Genomic DNA, 19,927 nt, shown 5'->3' with positions numbered 1-19,927 from the left:
GTCTTCCTTCGTGTCTTTTCTGTAGATCAAAACGGCGCTGCACCCCTTCCGCGAGAAGCCGGGGGGCGCGTCGCCACGTTACGCGTCGATCAGTTCGTCCAGCCTGAAGCGCGCAATGCGGTAAATCTGGTCGAGGCTCGCGCGCATTTCATCGGCGCGGCTGTTGTTCACGCGCGCCTCGAAATTCGCGATGATGCCGTGGCGGTCATAGCCGCGCACCGCGAGAATGAATGGGAATCCGAACTTCTCGCGATACGCGCCGTTGAGCGCCAGCAGCTTGTCGAACTCTTCCTGCGTGCACTGGTTCAGACCCGCGCCGCTTTGCTCGCGCGTGGATTCGGCGGTCAGCTCGCCACGCACGGCGGCCTTGCCCGCAAGTTCCGGGTGGGCGTTGATGAGCGCGAGCTGCTGCGTCTCGCCGGAGGTTTCCACGGCCTGCGACATGGCGCGATGCAGCGCGTCGATGCTCGCAAACGGGCGTTGCTGCGCGGCCGCAGCGGCGACCCAGGGCGAGTGCTCGAAGATGCCCGAAAGTGCCGCCACGAAGGCGTCGACCGAGGCTTGATTCAGCTGTTCGAGGGTGTAGTGCATTGCCTTCATGCGGCGGCCCCGCGGTGGTCGTTCTGCTGCGGTTGATAGGGATGATGCTCGCGCCAGTGGCGCGCGATGTCCACGCGGCGCGTGACCCACACGCGCTCGTGTTTCTCGACGTGATCGAGAAAGCGCTGCAGCGCGCGAAAACGCCCGGGGCGCCCGAGCAGCCGGCAGTGCATGCCGATCGAGAGCATCTTCGGCGCTTCGTCGCCTTCTTCGTAGAGCACGTCGAATGCGTCGCGCAAATAGGTGAAGAAGTGGTCCGCCGTGTTGAAGCCCTGGGGCGACGCGAAGCGCATGTCGTTGGTGTCGAGCGTGTAAGGCACGATCAGTTGCGGCACCGACGTGCCGCCCGTGACCTCCACGTCCATCCAGAACGGCAGGTCGTCGCCGTAGTAATCGGAGTCGTAGAGGAAGCCGCCATACTCGGCCACGAGGCGATGCGTGTTCGGGCTGTCGCGTCCCGTGTACCAGCCGAGCGGGCGCACGCCCGTCACGCGCTCGATCGCTTCCATGCCGAGCTTCATATGCTCGGCTTCCTTGGCGGGCGAGACGTCCTGGTAGTGAATCCAGCGATACCCATGGCACGCGATCTCGTGGCCCAACTCGACGAACGCACGCGCGACTTCGGGATGACGCTCGATCGCCATGCCCACACCGAACACGGTGAGCGGCAGGCCGCGCTTTTCGAATTCGCGCAGGATGCGCCACACGCCCGCGCGCGAGCCATATTCGTAGATCGACTCCATGCTCATATGGCGCGCGGGATAGGCCGCGGCGCCCACGATTTCGGAGAGGAACTGCTCGGAGCCGGGGTCGCCGTGCAGCACGCAGTTTTCGCCGCCCTCTTCGTAGTTGAGCACGAACTGCACCGCGACGCGCGCCTGGCCGGGCCAGTTGGCCTGCACCGGATACCGGCCATAACCGATCAGATCGCGGGGATATTGGGGATCGAGTGGCATGCTGGTCGAATCAATCGAATAGAGAGAATGAAACGCAATATCCGCACAACGGCGAGGCACCGCGAAACGGCCGCTGGCGCTGCATTGCAGGGCCTCGCGGACGGTCCGCGCAACCTGCTCACAGGACCGGACCAGTGTAGCGAAATCACCTGTACGCGCCCATACGCACGCTCAGATAGTACGGGTCAAGCGAGGTGTATGTGGCCGCCCGATACGACGTGATCCGGGTGGCCACCTCCGCTTGCGCGCGCTGCGCGTTTACCCGTAACGCAGCGGCCGCACGGGCGGCGGCGTTTCCGTGGCCGGGGCGGGGTTGGCCGGGCTGAAACGCGCGAAGTCGCCGTCGTAGCGCTTGGCGAGCGGGCGCGCGAAGTCGCCGCGCTTGGCGGTCGTGAGGCGCAGTGCGACGAGCGCCTCGACCCACTTCACGGCGGCCGTCACGCCGTCGACCACCGGCACGCCGAGCGCGTCTTCCACCTGCGCGCACAGGCTCGTCATGCCCGCGCAACCGAGCACGATCGCGTCCGCACCGTCTTCTTCGAGCGCACGGCGGCACTCGTCGACGATCGCGCGGCGCGCGGCCGACCCCGGTTCATCGAGTTCGAGCACAGCCACGTCGATCGCGCGCACGTTGCGGCAAAAACGCGTCATGCCGTAACGCTCGGCGAGATGCCAGGCCATGGCGCGCGTGCGCGAGAGCGTCGTCACGACCGAGAAGCCCGGCGCGAGCACGCTCGCCGCATGCATCGCGGCTTCCGCGATGCCCACGACGGGCCCGCGCGCCAACTCGCGCGCCGCGTACAAGCCCGGGTCGCCAAAGCACGCGATCACGTAGCCGTCGAAGCCTTCGCGCTCGCCCGCCTCCACTTCGGCGAGCAGGCCAGGGGTGGCGAGCGCCTCGTCGTAATAGCCTTCGATCGACGGCGGGCCCATCGTCGGGCTCACCGCCACCACCTCCGTGCCCGGTGCGATCACGGCGCGCGCGCACTGCTCCATCGCGGCGGTCATACGCTGCGTAGTGTTCGGATTGATCAGTTTGATGCGCATTTCGATTCCTTCGTCGATGCCTGGTTTTACGCGCAGCTCATGCGTTCGCGCGAGCACGTTCGCCCATCGTGAGCGCACGGTAGAACAACGCGCCGAGTGCGGCACCGATGAACCACGAGAAGTTCGCCGCGCCGCCGAGCGAAGGCACCATCACGCAGAGAATCGCGATGACGGCGGCGGGCAGCAAGGCCGACACCGCGCGCCAGTTCACGCCGTTGCGATACCAGTACGCCCCGTTCGGCGACACCGTGTAGAGATCATCCACGGCAAGACGACCGCGCTTCACGAGATAAAAGTCGACGATGAGGACACCATACAAAGGCCCGATAAAGGCGCCGAGTATGTCGAGCGTGTAGTGAATCACGGCCGGGTTGTTGAAGAGATTCCACGGCGTGATGAAGATCGAGGCCACGGCGGCGAGCATGCCACCCGCACGCCAGCTGATGAGCCGCGGCGCGACGTTGGAAAAATCGAACGCGGGCGAAACGAAGTTCGCGACGATGTTGATGCCGATAGTCGCGATCGTGAACGTGAGCGCGCCGAGAATCACCGCGGTCGGATGATCGATGCGGCCGACCGTTTCGACGGGATCGGTAATCAGTTCTCCGAACACAGGCAGCGTTGCCGACGTCGTGATGACCGTGACGAGAGAGAAGGCGAGGAAGTTGACCGGCAGCCCCCAGAAGTTGCCCTTGTGCACGCTCTTGAGCGACTTGCCGTAGCGCGAGAAGTCGCCGAAATTGAGCATCGGCCCCGAGAAATACGACACCACGAGCGAGATCGCCGTGATCATCACGGGAATCACTTCAGTGCCGTGATACTTCACGCCGCCGAGATTCAAACCGATGTTGCGCCAACCCGCGCGATACACCATGTAGCCCGCGAGCGCGAACATCACGACATAAACAGCCGGCCCCGCGAAGTCGATGAACTTCTTGATGGTCTCCATGCCGTTCCAGAACACGAGGGCCTGCAGCACCCAGAGCGTCATGAAGCCGGCCCAGCCGACCGCGGAAAGCCCGAGCAAGCCGTGCTTGTGCACGTCGGCATAAGGCATGAGTTGCGGAACGAACTTGAGCACGACGATCACGAGCGCGCTCGAAGCGAGATAGGTCTGGATGCCGTACCACGCCACGGCGATGAGGCCGCGAATCACGGCGGGAATGTTGGCGCCGAGTACGCCGAAGGTGCCGCGACACGCCACCGGATACGGCACGCCGTGACGCTGGCTCGGCCGCGCGATCAGATTGCAGAGCACATTGACGATGGAGATGCCGACGATCAGCGCGACGAGCACTTGCCAGCTCGTGAGGCCGAGCGCGAAGAGGCTCCCCGCGAACACATAGCCGCCGACGCTATGCACGTCGGACATCCAGAACGCGAAGATGTTGTACGCGCCCCAGGTCTGCTCCTTGAGGGGAGCCAGGTCGTGGTTGTAGAGCCGCTCGCTGTAGCCGGCCGGCAAGCGCAGATTGTCTGCGGACTCGCTGCTTTCGCCAGATTCGAAGTTGGGCACTGCCGGACTGCCAGGTGACGCGCTGAATTGAGCCATGATCCGCTCCTTGGATGGATATGCCGACGGAAAAAAGACGCCTGAACGCCTCGAAACGCGTGCGCACCGCCGCTGGACGCGGCCGCCGCGATATCCCCGAATGGTCTGGCCTTCGCGGGCACTGCGCCGGTCGCCGCCTAATGGCGCCCTGTAACGCTGTGCCTGTTCTTGCCGTACGCATGCATTGCATGCGCCCCACTCCATCCTTTTCAGCCGCGGCAGCCACCTGTCGAAGCGGGCTGTCGCGCTTTACTGCAATCCTTTACTGCAATCCGTTTCAGTGCCGCTTCGCATGCGTATCAGCGTGCAAGCGTGGTCGCCTCGCGCGCACTGAACACTTCCTGCAAGTCGACCGAGGCGCCTCCCGGCCGGTCGAGCATCCTGAGCTCGACACCCTGCAAATGGCGCACCATGAGGTCGACGGCCTCTTTCTCGTTTCCGGCCTCGAGCGCCGCGAGAATCGCCTCGTGATCGTCGAACGAACACGGACTGCGTCCCGGCGATTCGTAGAGCGCCGAAATCAGCGTGGAGCGCGCCACGAGCCCGTTAAGACAGTCGCACAGCACCGTATTGCCGGTGAGCGTGGCCAGCGACGTATGGAACTCGCCCGAAAGCCGGATCCACGTCGGGAAGTCGCGCCCTTCGAAGGCCTTGCGCTCGCGCCGGATCGTCTCGCCGATGGTCTTCAGCCGACGGTTGCCGTGCTGCGCGCTGCAAATGCGCCCCACTACTGCCAGCTCGATGATCCGTCGCATCTCGAACACCTCGTGCACTTCCTGGAGCGACGGGCTTGCGACGAACGCGCCACGATTGGGCTCCAGATCCACGAGGTGGTCCTTCGCGAGCAGCGCGAGCGCCTGGCGGATCGGGCCGCGCTTCACGCCGAATACTTCGCACAACTGTGCTTCGGTCAACTTCGCGCCGGGCGGCAGCCGGTGCTCGAGAATCGCTGCGCGGATTCGCGCGGCGATTGCCTCGGGCTTCATGCCGGTTGCTTCGGCGTCGATATCGGTCTTTCGCATGGCTCGTGTCTCTATGCTGGGTATCCTAGGTTGGACATAAATATTGTCAACAATTATGTTGGCGAACCTGGGGAAGATCCCCACGTGCGCGCCGACTGCCACGTGCCTCGTATCGGTGAAAGGCGCTCCAACTCGGGGAATTCAGCACCTGCATGGTGATTTGTTGCCCCAATCCGGGCGAATTTTTTGTCAACAATTTAGAGAAGAAGCGTTGGCGTGAACATTGTCAGATGCCGCTTGTGACTGGCCGTTAGTTGCATAAGACTCCCTGAAAAAAAGCGCCCGAAAGCGCTTCCATGTCGGTGCGAAATCAACTCAGGTGCGGATACCCGCTCACGGTCAGCTCGAAACCGTGTGCGGTGGCTGTCAACTGCGCAGGTGCGCCCATCGGCAACGTGACCATATCCGGAATATGGCCGAACGGCAGGCCCGTGACCACCGGAATGCCAACCACGGCACGCACCTGCTCAACCATTTCGCGCAGATCGTAGCCATTGTCGTAATCGAACTGCTTGTGGCCCGTGAAGTCGCCCAGCACCAGGGCTTGCTGGCGAGCAAGGATGCCTGTCAGATGCAACTGATAAATCATGCGCTCGATGCGGAACGGCTGCTCGTTCACGTCTTCGACGAACAGGATGCCGCCCTCGACCGGCGGCAGATAAGGCGTGCCGATCAGCGAAGTCAGCACGGCCAGATTGCCGCCCCAGAGCGTGCCCGAAACACTCGTCGACTGGGCCTGCGGCGCGTTCACCTTGAGCGTGTAGTTCGGTTTCGAGAGAGCGTCCCAGAAGTGATGCATCGTGAAGCTGCTGAGACTCTCGGCGCCGAAGTCGCTGCAGAGCATCGGGCCGCCGAACGTCGTGAGCCCGGCGCGCGCGAGCAGCGCGAGCTGGATGGCGGTGAAATCGCTATGCCCCACGAACGCGATGGGCTGATCCGTCAAACGCCGCTGCAGCCCGTCGTAATCGAGACCGTGCAGGATGCGCACCGCGCCATAGCCGCCACGTACGGCGAGTACGATGTCCGGCAGGTCGCGCGATGGGTCGGCGAGGCGATTCAGTTCGGCCGCGCGCTGGCCATCCGTGCCGGCAAAACGCTGATAGCGCCGCTCGGTCGCCTGCACGCCGTTGACGTGATGGCCCTGCGCCCGCAACCGGACAAGCGCTCGGTGCACCGCTTCCGCATCATGCGGATAACCGGACGGAGCCACCAGCTCGATGGTGCGATGAATGGTCATGTCGAATTCGCTTCAACCGTGAGATTCAACCCGCGGGTCCGTCCGGACCGGCTACGCCAGTCCCTCCCTGCGCCTGCTCAGCCTGTTCCCGAGCCTTGCGGCGCGCTTCCCGGCTCGCGCGGCGCCGATCGGCGAAGAACGCGCGCAGCGCCTCGCCGCACTCGTCCGCCAGCACGCCTGGGGACACGCTCGTGTGATGATTGAGCTGCTCGTTGGCGAAGGCGTCGACCACGCTGCCGCACGCGCCGGTTTTCGGATCATGTGCGCCGAACACCACACGTGCGATGCGCGCGTGCATGATCGCGCCGGCACACATCAGGCACGGTTCAAGGGTCACATAGAGTTCGCAGCCCGGCAAGCGGTAGTTACCCAGCGCGTGCGCGCCCGCGCGCAAGGCCGCCATTTCGGCGTGCGCGGAGGGATCGTGCGCGCCGATCGGGTGGTTGAAGCCCGAGGCGATCACTTCGTCGCCACGCACGAGCACCGCGCCCACGGGCACTTCGCCGGCGGCGCGCGCCTCTTCGGCCGCGGCCTGTGCGAGGCGCATGAAATGCCGGTCGCGCTCGGAGACGGGATTGCGCTGGACGTCGGATTGAGGCGCGGGTGTGGACGCCGTCACGAGCGGATCGGCGGGAACCGATCCAGCGGGCGAAGTGACCACCGGGTGCGCCTCTTCGCGTTCGCCGCCGGGGGCGTCTGGCTGGACGGGACTGCCCGTCACGCCGCCCCCGCCGGGAGCCCCGGGAGGCCGGGCTCGCCCGCTGCGCGTTCGGACAAACGCTCCGCGATGCGGCGGCGATATTCGTGCGGCACGACCATCGGTCCGCCGCGCAACGATTCGAGCGCCATGTCGAGCGCCAGCATGCGCGCGCGCAGACGACACTGCACGGCCTTGTCGCCCACCGTGGCGAGATCGTCCTCGAGGTCGCGCAAGGCCCGCAGCTGTTCGACTGCGGGCGGCACGAAGCCCGCGTTCTTCAGGATGCGGTGGGCTATGCGCACTTCTTCGGGCACGAGCAGGTCGTCGTCGAGTGTCTGCGGCGCACCGGCGCCGGGCAGGTCGTCGAAGTCACCGCGCGCGGCCGCGGCGGCAATCCGTTGTTCGACGAGGGCATCAAGCAATTTCATCAGCAATCCACTACGTTGCGGCTCACGCATTCTATCAGGGTGAGACCTGGAAGACCGTGCGCGGCCGGCATGTGTGCCATCTACCCCCTGCAGCTTGACAGACCGACGGTTTGATGCGAATGAAAAGACTCGGGCGTCGCAATCTGGAATCGCCTGATGGCAGCCGGCTGAGGCAGCCGTTCCAAGGGCTGGATGCAAAAACGCCGCTGGAGCGTCCGGCACATACCGGCACGCCAGCGGCGCAAAAAGATATCGGGGCATTCCGCCCCGCCCTTCCCTTAGTCCTTCATCACCTTGCCGACCGCGTCGACCACCACGCTCACGTTCTTCTCGTTCAGGCCTGCCACGCACATACGGCCCGAGCGCAGGATGTACACGCCGAATTCTTCTTTCAGGCGCTCGACCTGCTTCTCGCTCAAGCCCGTGTACGTGAACATGCCGCGCTGCTTCACGTAGCGAGCGAGCGCCGCTTCGCTCGCATGCGAGCGCAGGCCGTCGTGGATCGCCACGCGCATGCGCGCAATGCGCTCGCACATCGCCGCCAGCTCCTGCTCCCACGCCGCCTTCAGTTCCGGCGTGCCCAGCACGCGCGTGACGATCTTCGCGCCGTGCGTCGGCGGATTGCTGTAGTTCGCGCGCACCGAGCCCGTGAGCTGGCCGAGCACGCGGTCGGCGGCCGCCGCGTCTTCGCAGATCACGTGCAGCCCGCCGCAACGCTCGCCGTAAAGCGAGAAGTTCTTCGAGAACGAATTCGCCACGAGCGCCGGCACGCCACGGCGCGCAAACTCGCGCACGGCGAACGCGTCGTCCTCGAGGCCCGCGCCGAAGCCCTGATACGCCATATCGACGAACGGCAGCAGGTCGCGCTTTTGCAGCACGTCGATCACTTGCTCCCATTGCGCGCGGTCCAGGTCGACGCCCGTCGGGTTATGGCAGCACGCGTGCAGCAGCACGACGGTCTTCGCCGGCAGCGCGTCGATGGCCGAGAGCATCGCCTCGAACTTCAGGCCGCCCGTCACCTCGTCGTAGTACGGGTACGTGTTCACCGTGAAGCCCGCGCGCTCGAAGATGAAACGGTGGTTCTCCCACGTCGGATCGCTCACCCACACCTGGCTGGTCGCAAAATAGCGCTTGATGAAATCGGCGCCCACCTTGAGCGCGCCCGAGCCGCCCAGTGTCTGCACGGTCGCGATGCGGCCGGCCGCGCGCGACGGGCAGTCGGCGCCGAACACCAGTGCCTGCACAGCGTCGCGATACTGCGCGAAACCGGCCATCGGCAGATACGGCTTCGGACCCGGCTCCTCGAGAATCGCCGCCTCGGCCGCGTGAACGGCTTTCATGACGGGCAGACGGCCTTCGTCATCGAAGTAGATGCCAATGCTCAGATTGACCTTGTTCTGACGCGGGTCCTTCTGGAAATTCTCGTTGAGCGAGAGGATCGGGTCGCCGGGATAGGCATCGATGTGTTCGAACATGCTGTTTAACTCTCTGGACGAAATTCGGGACGAATATCAGCGCTTACGGAGCCGGCACGCCGCGTTGCAGCGCCGGCACCGACTTGCGGCACCACAGGCGGTAGGCGAGCCCAAGCACGCCCAGCCAGACCGGAATCAGGTACACGGAAATGCGCAGATCCGGGATCAGATACATTACAACGAGAATGCCGCCGAGGAACGCGAGACACACGTAATTCGTCAGCGGATAACCGAGGCTGCGGAACGTGGTCGTCTGACCGGTACGCGCCTTCTCGCGGCGGAACTTCAGGTGAATCAGGCTGATCATCGCCCAGTTGATGATGAGCGCGGACACGACGAGCCCCATCAGCAGTTCGAACGCCTTGCCCGGCATGAAGTAGTTGATGATCACGCAGGCGGCCGTGACGAACGCCGACACGCCGAGCGCCGCCAGCGGAATGCCGCGCCGGCTCACCTTGAGCAGCGCCTTCGGCGCATTGCCTTGCTGCGCGAGACCGTAGAGCATGCGGCTGTTGCAGTACACGCCGCTGTTGTAGACCGAGAGCGCCGCCGTCAGCACGACGAGATTCAGCACGTTGGCCACGAGGTCGCTGTTCATCGCGTGGAAGATCAGCACGAAGGGGCTGCCGCCGGCCACGACCTTCTGCCAGGGGTAGAGCGAGAGCAGCACGCCGAGCGCGCCGATGTAGAAAATCAGGATGCGGTAGATCACCTGATTCGTCGCGCGCGGAATGCTGTGCGAGGGATCATCGGCCTCTGCCGCGGTGATGCCGACCAGCTCCAGCCCGCCGAACGAGAACATCACGACCGCCATGGCCATGACGAGACCCGAGACGCCGTGCGGGAAGAAACCGCCGTTGCGCCAGAGGTTCGACACGCTTGCCTCGGGACCGGCCGAGCCCGAGAACAGCAGCCAGCCGCCGAAGGCGATCATGCCGACGATCGCGAGCACCTTGATGATGGCGAACCAGAACTCGAGTTCGCCGTACGACTTGACGCTCGTGAGGTTGATGCCGTTGATCACGACGAAGAACACCAGCGCCGAGACCCACGTGGGCAGCGTCGGCCACCAGTAATGCATGTAGATGCCGACCGCCGAAAGCTCGGCCATGCTCACGAGCACGTAGAGCACCCAGTAGTTCCAGCCGGAGAGAAAGCCCGCGAACGGGCCGAAATACTTGTCTGCGAAATAGCTGAACGAACCGGCGACGGGCTCGTCCACGACCATCTCGCCCAGTTGCCGCATGATGAAGAACGCAATGATGCCGGCGACGCCGTAGCCGAGCAGCACCGAGGGGCCGGCGGTCTGAATCGTCTGCGCAATGCCGAGGAACAGGCCCGTGCCGATCGCCCCGCCCAGCGCAATGAGCTGGATGTGGCGATTCTTGAGGCCGCGTTTTAGCTGGCCGCGATTTTCACGCGTGTCGTTTGAAACCATGTCTCGTCCTGTCTCCGACTTATGTGCGCAGGGCCGAAGCATCCGGGTAGGACGCCGGCTCCGCTCCACGAAATAAAATTGCGCACACAACCTTCTGCATCGGCGCGCTGCCGGGCTTGGTGGTATTGGCCGCCAGCCCGATCGGGTGCGCCCAGTGTATAGTTGACGCGGAAAAATATGATTTCATCTCGTACGCAGGCAAACCCTGATTGATACAATTCCCTCTCGCCTCAAACCCATCTCACGCAAGATAAATGCAAAATCTCGCGCTCGATACGATCGACATGCGGCTTCTCGCCGCACTGCAGGAGCGCGGACGCGCTTCGAACCTCGAACTCGCGGCCGCGATCAAGCTCTCGCCCGCGCAGACACTCAGGCGTCACCGGCGGCTCGAGGAGCTCGGCGTGATCCGGCGCTACGAGACGCGCCTCGACGCGCAGGCGCTCGGCTTCGGCGTGGTCGCCTTCATTCAGGTAACGATGGAGCGCGGGCACATGCGCGAGCTCGTCAAGTTCAAGGAACTCGTCGCGACGTTGCCGCAGGTGCAGGAGTGCTACTCCGTGACTGGCGATATCGACTACGTTCTGAAGGTGGTGGCGCGCGATCTCAAGGCGCTTTCCGAGTTCCTGCTCGATACGCTGATGGGCGCGCCCGGCGTGAACAGCGTGCAGTCGATCGTCTGCCTCGATGAACTCAAGGGGACGAGCGCGATGCCGCTGGAAGCCTGAGACAAGCGCGCGCCAGGTCCGTCTGGCGGGGTTTTCGGCGAAAACGCAATTTTATCTCATCAGCGGCCTGCTCGCGGCGTCGCAAGACCGCCAGATGAAATAGTCTTGCTAAAAGCCCCATCGTGCTCTAAAAAACATGCTAGTTAGCCTGTCTCCTGGCCATCCTGGACACGGCAACGGGCGGCTTCACAGGCGCGAGCGCGACAGTCCATGAGTCTTCTTGAGCTCAGAGGCGTTTCCAGGCACTTCGGCGCCATCCAGGCGCTGACCGACGTGACGTTGAGCCTGGAACCCGGCCAGGTGGTCGGACTCATGGGCGACAACGGGGCCGGAAAATCGACGCTGGTGAAGGTCATCGCCGGCAACTTCCCGCCCTCTCACGGCGAAGTCCTCATCGACGGCAAGCCCGTTCATTTCAGCCGCCCCGTGGACGCCCGCGCCAAGGGCATCGAGGTCGTGTATCAGGACCTCGCGCTCTGCGACAACCTCACCGCGGCGGCCAACGTCTTTCTCGGGCGCGAGCCGCGCATCGGCATATGGCCCTTTCGCGTACTCGATCACGCGGCCATGTACCGGCGCGCTGCCGAGCTGTTCAAGGAACTGAAGTCCGAAACGCGCCCGCGCGATCTCGTCCGGCAGATGTCGGGCGGCCAGCGCCAGGCCGTGGCGATTGCGCGCACGCGACTGTCCGAAGCGCGGCTCGTGCTCATGGACGAACCCACCGCCGCGATCAGCGTGCGGCAGGTCGCGCAGGTGCTCGACCTCATCAAACGCCTGTCCGAACACGGCATTGCCGTCATTCTCATCAGTCACCGCATGCCTGACGTTTTCGAAGTCGCCCACCGCGTGGTCGTCATGCGGCGCGGGCGCAAGGTTGCGGACAAGCAGACCGAAGCCTCTTCGCCGGAGGAAGTCACCGGCCTGATCACCGGAGCCATCGCCGCCGCCTGAAGCGGCCCGCGCGCGATTGTGTTGCATGGGGCCGCACTAAGCGCTGAAGCGCTAAGTGCGCGCCGACCGCTTTGCATGGGGCCGCACTAAGCGCTGAAGCGCTAAGTGCGGCCGACAGGAGACCCGGAATTGAACGATGCGCCGCAAAGGCCGAATCCGATGCCGACACTGCTTGACGATCCCCAATCCGCGAAGACCCACACCCGCTGGAGCGGACTGCTCGCGAGCCAGGTGTTCTGGGTGGTGCTCGCGACGCTCGCAGCCTGCCTCCTGCTCTCGTTCGTCACCTCGACGTTCGCCACGCAGCAAAACCTCTTCAACGTCACGCGCAACTTCGCCTTTGTCGCCATCGTCGCGCTGGGGATGATGGCCATCATCATTACAGGCGGGATCGACATTTCGGTCGGCTCGACGATCGGCCTGAGCGGCATCGTGCTTTCCGTCACGATGAACGCGGGCTACCCGATCTGGGCCGGCATCGGCCTCGGCCTGCTCACCGCGGGAGTGGTCGGCCTCGTGAACGGCCTGCTCATCGCCTATCTCAACATGCAGCCGTTCGTCGTGACGCTCGGCATGCTGAGCGTGGGCCGCAGCCTCGCGCTCGTGATCTCCGGAAGCCGGACCATCTTCGAATTCGGACCCGACGGGCACAAGTTACTCCTGCTCGGCGGCGGCAAAACGCTCGGCGTGGCCAATCCCGTGTGGTTTCTGATCGTCCTCGGCCTGCTGTTCTGGTTCGCCTTCGCCTTCACGCGCTGGGGCCGCTATGTCTTCGCGGTCGGCGGCAACCGTCATGCGGCCAATCTCACCGGCGTGCCGGTACGGCGCGTGATCTGCTCGGTCTATGTGCTGGGCGGCCTGATGGCAGGCGTCGCCGCCATTCTCGAAGTCGGCTGGCTCGGCGCGGTGACCACCGGCCTCGGCACCGGCGACGAACTACGCGTGATCGCCGCCACGGTGATCGGCGGCACCAATCTCGCGGGCGGCGTGGGCAGCGCGTTCGGCACGATTGTCGGCGCCGCGCTCATCGAAGTGATCCGCAACAGCCTGATCCTGCTCGGCGTCGATTCGTTCTGGCAGGGTACCGTCGTGGGCGGCTTCATCATCATCGCCGTGCTGTTCAACCGGCTGGGCGGCGAGCGGCAAAACGACTGAACGGAATTCAGGGAGGCGCGGCCGGACTGCACGCGGAACCGCCGGCCGTCAGCCATCACAAGAAGCGCAACTCGTTGCGCGCGGTTCCGCAGAAAGCCCAAGGCACGGGCGCGGGCTTTCCTTCCGATGACGAAAACTGTACGAGACACGCGCGCCGTACGACCGGCGCCGAACAGGAGGAAACCATGAAGAAAGCGTGGAAGTATCTCGCTGCGATCGGAGGGCTCGCGATGCTGGCCTCTTCCGCCTACGCAGCCGACAAGACCCTCGCGCTGGTCGTGAAGGGCCTCGACAATCCGTACTTCGACCTCATGCACCAGGGCTGCGACCGGGCCAACAAGGAGCTCAGCAAACAGGGCTACAACTGCTACTACACGGGCCCCGCGACAGCCGCGGATGAAAGCGCCGAAGTGCAGATCGTCGACGACCTGCTGACCAAGGGCGTCGCGGCGATTGCCATTTCGCCGTCGAACGCGCCGGCCATTGCCGAGGTGATCCGCCGCCGCAACGCGAAGATCCCGATCATCACCGCGGACGCCGATCTGCTGCCGAAGGACCAGTCGTTGCGCAAGGCGTATGTGGGCACCGACAACTACGAGCTGGGCGTGAAGCTCGGCGAGCAGTTGAAGACGCTGATGCCCAAGGGCGGCAACATCTGCCTCGTGATGGGCAACCCCGCGGCCGAGAACATCAACCAGCGCGCCCAGGGCACACGCGACGTGCTCTCGGGCAAGAAAGGCATCAAGAAGCTGGCGGGCGAAAACAACTGGCACGAGATCAGCGCCTGTCCACTCTACGTGAACGACGATGCCGCGAAAGCGAATCAGATGATGCAGGACACGCTCACCGCGAACGCCAGCACGCTCCAGGCGTTCGTGTTCGAGGGCGGCTGGCCGCTCTTCGCACCCGAGGCGTATTCGCAGGTCGTCGCGCCGATCATGGACAAGATCAACAGCGGCCAGTTCGTGATCGTTTCAGCCGATACGCTCGGGCCGGAGCTGCAGGCCCTCAAGGACCACAAGGTCAATGCGCTGGTCGGGCAGCGGCCTGAGGAAATGGGCTATCAGGCGGCGATGGTGATGCGCGACCTCGCCGAAGGAAAGACGGTGAAGCCGATCGTCCACACGGGTCTCGACGTTTGCACCTGGAAGAACGCGGATACGTGCCTGAAGCATTGAGCGCCAGAAGCAAGAAAACCCGCGCCGGCACAACGTGCCGAACGCGGGTTTTTTGCTTCGCCTGCAGGCTAGCGGGAGAACGTCACTCCCATTCGATCGTCGCGGGCGGCTTGCCCGAGATGTCGTACACCACACGGTTGATGCCGCGCACTTCATTGATGATGCGGTTCGACACGTGGCCCAGCAACTCGTGCGGCAGGTGCGCCCAGTGCGCCGTCATGAAGTCGAGCGTCTGCACCGCGCGCAGCGCAACGACATACTCGTACGTGCGGCCATCGCCCATCACGCCCACGCTCTTCACCGGCAGAAACACGGCGAACGCCTGGCTCGTGAGCTCGTACCACGACTTGCCGGTTTCCTTGTCGATCGTGTTACGCAGCGTCTCGATGAAGATCGCATCCGCGCGGCGCAGCAGATCCGCAAAATCGCGCTTCACTTCGCCGAGAATACGCACGCCGAGGCCAGGGCCCGGGAACGGATGGCGATAGACCATTTCGTGCGGCAGGCCGAGCTTCACACCCAGTTCGCGCACTTCGTCCTTGAAGAGTTCACGCAGCGGTTCGAGCAGCTTGAGGTTGAGCGTTTCCGGCAGGCCGCCCACGTTGTGGTGGCTCTTGATCGTGTGCGCGGCCTTCTTGCCCTTGCCGGCCGACTCGATGACGTCCGGATAGATCGTGCCTTGCGCGAGCCATTTGGCGTCGGTGAGCTTGCCGGCTTCCGTCTGGAACACTTCGACGAACTCCGCGCCGATGATCTTGCGCTTCGCTTCCGGATCGGTCACGCCGGCGAGCTTCGACATGAACGCTTCGCTCGCGTCGACATGGATCACCTTCACGCCGAGGTTGTCGGCGAACATCGACATCACCTGCTCGGCTTCGTTCAGACGCAGCAGGCCGTGATCGACGAACACGCAGGTCAGCTGGTCGCCAATCGCACGATGCAGCAGCGCCGCCGCGACCGACGAATCCACGCCGCCCGAGAGGCCGAGAATCACGTGCTCGTTGCCCACCTGCCTGCGGATCGTCTCGACGGCTTCGTCGATGTAGTGGCCCATCTCCCAGTCGGCCTTCGCGCCGCAGATACCGAGCACGAAGCGCTCGAGCATCGCGCGGCCCTGCACCGTGTGCGTGACTTCCGGGTGCCATTGCAGGCCGTAGAAGTGGCGCGCTTCATCGGCCATGGCCGCGATCGGGCACGATTCCGTCGACGCCATCAGCTGAAAGCCTGCCGGCATTTCCGTGACCTTGTCGCCGTGGCTCATCCACACCTTGAGCATGCCGTGGCCTTCGCTCGTGCGGAAGTCTTCGATGCCCTCGAGGAAGCTCGTGTGGTTGCGCGCGCGCACTTCGGCGTAGCCGAATTCGCGCAGGTGGCCGCCGTCGACCTTGCCGCCGAGCTGTTCGGCCATTGTCTGCATGCCGTAGCAAATGCCGAGAACCGGCACGCCCAGTTCGAACACAGCTTGCGGCGCGCGCGGCGTGTCGGTGTCGGTGACCGAGTTCGGGCCGCCGGAGAGGATGATGCCCTTTGGCGCGAATTCGCGCACGAATGCGTCATCCACATCGTACGGATGGATTTCCGAATAAACGTGGGCTTCGCGCACGCGGCGCGCGATGAGCTGGGTGACTTGCGAGCCGAAGTCGAGGATCAGGATTTTGTCGTGCATGGCTGCGGACGAGACCTAAAAAAGAACGGATACGGAAAGCCGCGCGACACTTCAAATGCGCGCAGCGTGAATTCATCAGGACCCAAGCGCCGCGCTACGGCGGCACCGGGTGGCGCAAGTTCGGGTGTGCTTCGGGCGCACTGCGTCTGCTGTTTGGGAGGTCGGGTTTGCGCGTGGCTTCAGCCACGCAGCGGCGGCCTCGGTGCGTCGGCCGCCTCGTCGCGAGCCGCCTGGCGAGCCTCTCGAGCTTGCGCGGGACTGGCGGGCGGCGGCGTAACCGGCGATGGACGGGGCGCAACCGGCGGAACGGCCGCCGGCGTCACGGTCGGGACTTCCACAACGGGTTCGACCGGCGCTGCCGGCCGTTTTGCCCCTTGTGCACCGCCCCACGCCATCGTTCGCATAAAGCCCGGCTTCGCGTACGACACCGGCTCTTCGCGCCGTTCGGGCTGGGCCTTCTCCACCTTGCGCTGCTGCGCGGAACTGCCGCTCGCCTGCCCCTTCTGGCGCTTGCGCACCGCGCCCGCGAGCCGGACGCCGCCGAGGCCGAGGACGATCAGCCACACCCCAACCGCACCTGCCACCAACTGGCCAAAACCCGTGAGCCGCGGCGCACGCAGTCCGATCAGCCAGACCAGCATCAGCACGCCGGCAATCCAGTTGACGTGCCCCACGGTGCGGCCCACAGGCAGTGTCATCTCCCCGTGGAAGGCCGCGCGCAGCGCGAGCCACGCGAAACCCAGCAGCACCACGCCAAACGCCTGCCCAACGAGCGCCGGCTGCGTTTGCACCAGTTGCAACGCGTCGTAGACGAGAGTCCAGGGCGTGAGAACGAACAGCACGCCGAACCCCAGCAACGTCAACGCATCGACAATCAGTAGCACGCGCAGCAGCGGCTTCATCGGGGTTTAGTCCACGTGATAGTTGGGCGCTTCCTTCGTGATCTGCACGTCGTGCACGTGCGACTCGTGCAGGCCGGCGCCGGTAATCTGCACGAACTCCGCCTTCGCGTGCAGGTCTTCGATCGTACGGCAGCCGCAGTAACCCATCGAGGCGCGCACGCCGCCGATCAGCTGGAACAGGATGGCGTTGATGGGACCCTTGTAGGCGACACGGCCTTCGATGCCTTCCGGCACGAGCTTGTCGATGTTCGCCGAGTTGTCCTGGAAGTAGCGGTCCGCGGCGCCGTCCTTCATCGCGCCGACCGAGCCCATGCCGCGATACGACTTGTACTGGCGGCCCTGGTACAGGAACACGTCGCCCGGCGACTCTTCGGTGCCCGCGAAAATGCTGCCCATCATCACGGCGTTCGCGCCGGCGGCCAGCGCCTTCGAGACGTCGCCCGAGTAGCGCACGCCGCCGTCGGCGATGCACGGCACGCCCGTGCCCTTGAGTGCTTCCGAGACATTGGAGATCGCGCTGATCTGCGGCACGCCCACGCCGGCCACGATACGCGTCGTGCAGATGGAGCCCGGGCCGATGCCGACCTTCACGCCGTCCGCGCCGTACTCGACGAGCGCGCGCGCCGCGTCGGCCGTCGCGATGTTGCCGCCGATCACTTCGACGTGCGGAAAGTTCTTCTTGACCCAGCGAACGCGCTCGAGCACGCCCTTGCTGTGACCATGCGCCGTATCCACGACGATCACGTCCACGCCGGCTTGCACCAGCAACTCGACACGCTCTTCGTTGTCCGGACCGACGCCGACTGCCGCGCCCGCGCGCAGCTTGCCGTGCTCGTCCTTACAGGCGGCCGGGTGCTCGGTCTGCTTGGTGATGTCCTTGACGGTCATGAGACCGCGCAGCTCGAATGCGTCGTTGATGACCAGCACGCGCTCGAGGCGGTGGCTGTGCATGAGCGCCTTGGCTTCGACGAGCGGCGTGCCTTCCTTGACGGTGACGAGGCGCTCGCGCGGCGTCATGATCGAGCGCACCGGCTCATCCAGGCGCGTTTCGAAACGCAGGTCGCGGTTCGTGACGATGCCGACGAGTTGCGCGCCTTCCACGACCGGGAAGCCCGAAATGCCATGCTGCTGCGAGAGCGCGATGACGTCGGCGACCTTCATTTGCGGCGGAACCGTGATCGGATCGCGCACGACGCCCGACTCGAAGCGCTTCACCTTCGCGACCTCGCGCGCCTGCTCGGCCGGCGTGAGGTTCTTGTGAACGATGCCGACACCCCCCTGCTGCGCCATGGCGATTGCCAGACGGCCTTCCGTGACGGTATCCATAGCGGCCGACACGAGCGGAATGTTCAGGGAGATATTGCGGGTCAGCCGGGTCTTCAGGCTGGTGTCGCGCGGGAGAACGTCGGAAAAGGCGGGGACGAGGAGCACGTCATCGAACGTGAGTGCTTTCTGGATCAGACGCATGGCAAATCCTATAGGCGCAAAAGCAGATTATACGCGATAGCGCCCTGGAAATCATCAGCGCTAACAGTAGCTTAGCGCCGTTTTCGGGATTATTTCCATGCTCCGGCCCTGCCGGTGCGAGCCGTGCGGGCATGGCCCGCCTCCGACCCGAATATCGGGCGCACGCTGCAGGATTGAACAAGACGGGTGCGCGCACCTCCAGTTATGCTTCGGGCCGTTCTGTCAAAACGGCCTGCCTTGGGCCACCGAAGTATCTGGAGGCAATACAAATGCAGCGTGGTGTGTTGTACGGCGTGCTCGCCGGCGCATTATGGGGAACGGTGTTCATCGTGCCCCGGCAACTGGCGGAGTTCTCGCCACTGCTCCTGAGCGCGGGCCGCTACGCGATGTATGGGCTCGTCTCGCTCGCCGCGCTTTTGCCCATGCTGCGCCGTGTCTGGCCGCGCATGACGCGCGCCGATCTCGTCGCGCTCGTGAAACTCGCGCTGGTGGGCAACGTGCTCTATTACCTCTTTCTCGCGAGCGCCATCCATCTGGTGGGCATCGCGCCGGCCTCGCTGATCGTCGGCGTGCTGCCCGTCACGGTCACGCTGCTCGGCCGCCGTGACCATGGCGCCGTGCCGCTTTCGCGTCTGGTCTGGCCGCTTGCGATGATCGCGGCCGGCATCGTCTGCATCAACGTGGACGTGTTCAGCGCAGCCGGCGACGCGGGCGGCGCGAGTATCCTCACGCGCATCGCAGGCATTGGCTGCGCAGTCGGCTCGCTCGTGTGCTGGACCTGGTTCGCGGTCGAGAACGCGCGTTATCTGCGGCGCAATGCGCACTTCAGCGGCAACGAATGGTCGGTGCTCTGGGGCGTGGTCACGGGCGCGCTCGGCGGCCTGCTCTGGCTCGGCATTCTCGTCGTGCCGTCGCACTGGGTGCAGGAAACCGTGGCCGCCGGCCGCTGGACCACGTTCTGGCAGCTGAATCTGGTGCTCGCGATCGGCGCCTCGTGGTTCGGCAACGGACTCTGGAACGCCGCCGCCAAGCGCTTGCCGCTCACGCTCTCGGGTCAGATGATCGTGTTCGAGACGCTGTTCGCCCTGCTCTATGGCTTTATTTACGATCACCGGCTGCCGCGCGGGCTGGAAATCGCGGCGATCATGCTGCTCGTGGCGGGCGTAAGCTGGTCGGTGCGCCAGCATTCGGGCGGTCCGGAAGACACCGCGCACGGCGACGGCATCGTGCCGGACGGCGATCTGCCGGGCATCGGCAACGAAAGCCGCCTTGCGCAACCCAACGTCGACGCGAAGCAAAACGGCCGCACGACCATCGCCTGAGCGCGCCGGGCCGCAAAATGCCGAATGGGCGAGACAGCGCAAGCTGTCCCGCAAGCTGTCCCGCCCATTACGTTTGTGCGTCAAATCCGTGGCAACCCGGCTC

18 protein-coding genes are annotated in these 19,927 nt (G+C 64.8%); 5 read left to right on the top strand and 13 right to left on the bottom strand.

The window, feature by feature from the left end; all coding sequences use genetic code 11:
* Positions 1–78: 78 nt before the first annotated feature.
* The 10 genes from uraD to AB4Y36_RS11475 form a co-directional block, all read right to left on the bottom strand.
* Positions 79–600, bottom strand: coding sequence for a 2-oxo-4-hydroxy-4-carboxy-5-ureidoimidazoline decarboxylase (gene uraD / locus AB4Y36_RS11520; RefSeq protein ID WP_342945816.1), 522 nt, complete (start codon positions 598–600; stop codon positions 79–81).
* Positions 597–1,556 carry an allantoinase PuuE gene (puuE, locus tag AB4Y36_RS11515; protein ID WP_368683010.1) on the bottom strand — a complete coding sequence of 320 codons (960 nt, stop codon included), beginning with the start codon at positions 1,554–1,556 and terminating at the stop codon, positions 597–599. Before puuE ends, uraD begins: the two co-directional genes overlap by 4 nt.
* A 258-nt stretch (positions 1,557–1,814) precedes the next feature.
* On the bottom strand, positions 1,815–2,603 hold the full coding sequence (locus AB4Y36_RS11510) for an aspartate/glutamate racemase family protein (RefSeq protein ID WP_069265743.1): 789 nt from the start codon (positions 2,601–2,603) through the stop codon (positions 1,815–1,817).
* Positions 2,604–2,640: 37 nt separating this feature from the next.
* A complete protein-coding gene (locus tag AB4Y36_RS11505; RefSeq protein ID WP_342945818.1) occupies positions 2,641–4,155 on the bottom strand; it encodes an NCS1 family nucleobase:cation symporter-1 in 1,515 nt (504 codons plus the stop codon).
* A gap of 299 nt (positions 4,156–4,454) precedes the next feature.
* Positions 4,455–5,177: a GntR family transcriptional regulator gene (locus AB4Y36_RS11500; RefSeq protein ID WP_342945819.1), complete on the bottom strand. Its 723-nt coding sequence runs from the start codon at positions 5,175–5,177 to the stop codon at positions 4,455–4,457.
* A gap of 310 nt (positions 5,178–5,487) precedes the next feature.
* Positions 5,488–6,414: a muramoyltetrapeptide carboxypeptidase gene (ldcA, locus tag AB4Y36_RS11495; protein WP_368683009.1), complete on the bottom strand. Its 927-nt coding sequence runs from the start codon at positions 6,412–6,414 to the stop codon at positions 5,488–5,490.
* A gap of 25 nt (positions 6,415–6,439) precedes the next feature.
* The gene (gene tadA, locus AB4Y36_RS11490) at positions 6,440–7,033 is read right to left on the bottom strand and encodes a tRNA adenosine(34) deaminase TadA (RefSeq protein WP_368683077.1); all 594 of its coding nucleotides are present in this window, start codon (positions 7,031–7,033) and stop codon (positions 6,440–6,442) included.
* 98 nt (positions 7,034–7,131) lie between these two features.
* A complete protein-coding gene (locus AB4Y36_RS11485; RefSeq protein ID WP_368683008.1) occupies positions 7,132–7,542 on the bottom strand; it encodes a DnaJ family domain-containing protein in 411 nt (136 codons plus the stop codon).
* Between the two features lie 278 nt (positions 7,543–7,820).
* Positions 7,821–9,017, bottom strand: a complete 1,197-nt coding sequence (locus AB4Y36_RS11480) for an amino acid aminotransferase (RefSeq protein WP_368683007.1) — start codon at positions 9,015–9,017, stop codon at positions 7,821–7,823.
* A 43-nt stretch (positions 9,018–9,060) separates the two neighbouring features.
* Positions 9,061–10,455 carry an amino acid permease gene (locus tag AB4Y36_RS11475; RefSeq protein ID WP_069265639.1) on the bottom strand — a complete coding sequence of 465 codons (1,395 nt, stop codon included), beginning with the start codon at positions 10,453–10,455 and terminating at the stop codon, positions 9,061–9,063.
* Between the two features lie 254 nt (positions 10,456–10,709).
* Between AB4Y36_RS11475 and AB4Y36_RS11470 the strand changes: the two genes are divergently transcribed.
* From AB4Y36_RS11470 to AB4Y36_RS11455, 4 genes are all read left to right on the top strand, one after another.
* Complete coding sequence (locus tag AB4Y36_RS11470) at positions 10,710–11,183, top strand: Lrp/AsnC family transcriptional regulator (protein WP_368683006.1); 474 nt, start codon at positions 10,710–10,712, stop codon at positions 11,181–11,183.
* Between the two features lie 210 nt (positions 11,184–11,393).
* Positions 11,394–12,134 (top strand): ATP-binding cassette domain-containing protein, encoded by a 741-nt coding sequence (locus tag AB4Y36_RS11465; protein WP_368617630.1) that lies wholly within the window; start codon positions 11,394–11,396, stop codon positions 12,132–12,134.
* Positions 12,135–12,293: 159 nt separating this feature from the next.
* A complete protein-coding gene (locus tag AB4Y36_RS11460) occupies positions 12,294–13,289 on the top strand; it encodes an ABC transporter permease (protein WP_342945823.1) in 996 nt (331 codons plus the stop codon).
* 185 nt (positions 13,290–13,474) lie between these two features.
* Complete coding sequence (locus AB4Y36_RS11455) at positions 13,475–14,467, top strand: sugar-binding protein (protein ID WP_165979471.1); 993 nt, start codon at positions 13,475–13,477, stop codon at positions 14,465–14,467.
* 82 nt (positions 14,468–14,549) lie between these two features.
* On the opposite strand, the gene guaA is transcribed toward AB4Y36_RS11455, so the two are convergent.
* From guaA to guaB, 3 genes are all read right to left on the bottom strand, one after another.
* Positions 14,550–16,133 carry a glutamine-hydrolyzing GMP synthase gene (gene guaA / locus AB4Y36_RS11450; RefSeq protein WP_069265635.1) on the bottom strand — a complete coding sequence of 528 codons (1,584 nt, stop codon included), beginning with the start codon at positions 16,131–16,133 and terminating at the stop codon, positions 14,550–14,552.
* A 179-nt stretch (positions 16,134–16,312) separates the two neighbouring features.
* Positions 16,313–17,035 (bottom strand): hypothetical protein, encoded by a 723-nt coding sequence (locus tag AB4Y36_RS11445; RefSeq protein ID WP_368605418.1) that lies wholly within the window; start codon positions 17,033–17,035, stop codon positions 16,313–16,315.
* A gap of 6 nt (positions 17,036–17,041) precedes the next feature.
* Positions 17,042–18,502, bottom strand: coding sequence for an IMP dehydrogenase (guaB, locus tag AB4Y36_RS11440; protein WP_368683005.1), 1,461 nt, complete (start codon positions 18,500–18,502; stop codon positions 17,042–17,044).
* Between the two features lie 269 nt (positions 18,503–18,771).
* On the opposite strand from guaB, the gene AB4Y36_RS11435 reads away from it, so the two are divergent.
* Positions 18,772–19,824 carry a DMT family transporter gene (locus tag AB4Y36_RS11435; protein WP_368683004.1) on the top strand — a complete coding sequence of 351 codons (1,053 nt, stop codon included), beginning with the start codon at positions 18,772–18,774 and terminating at the stop codon, positions 19,822–19,824.
* The last annotated feature ends 103 nt before the right edge of the window (positions 19,825–19,927 follow it).

It is taken from the genome of Paraburkholderia sp. BR10936 (assembly GCF_040965735.1).
Classification (GTDB): domain Bacteria; phylum Pseudomonadota; class Gammaproteobacteria; order Burkholderiales; family Burkholderiaceae; genus Paraburkholderia; species Paraburkholderia nodosa_A.
Note: the sequence above shows the minus strand (reverse complement) of the source record. Positions and strands in the feature narration are given on the sequence as shown.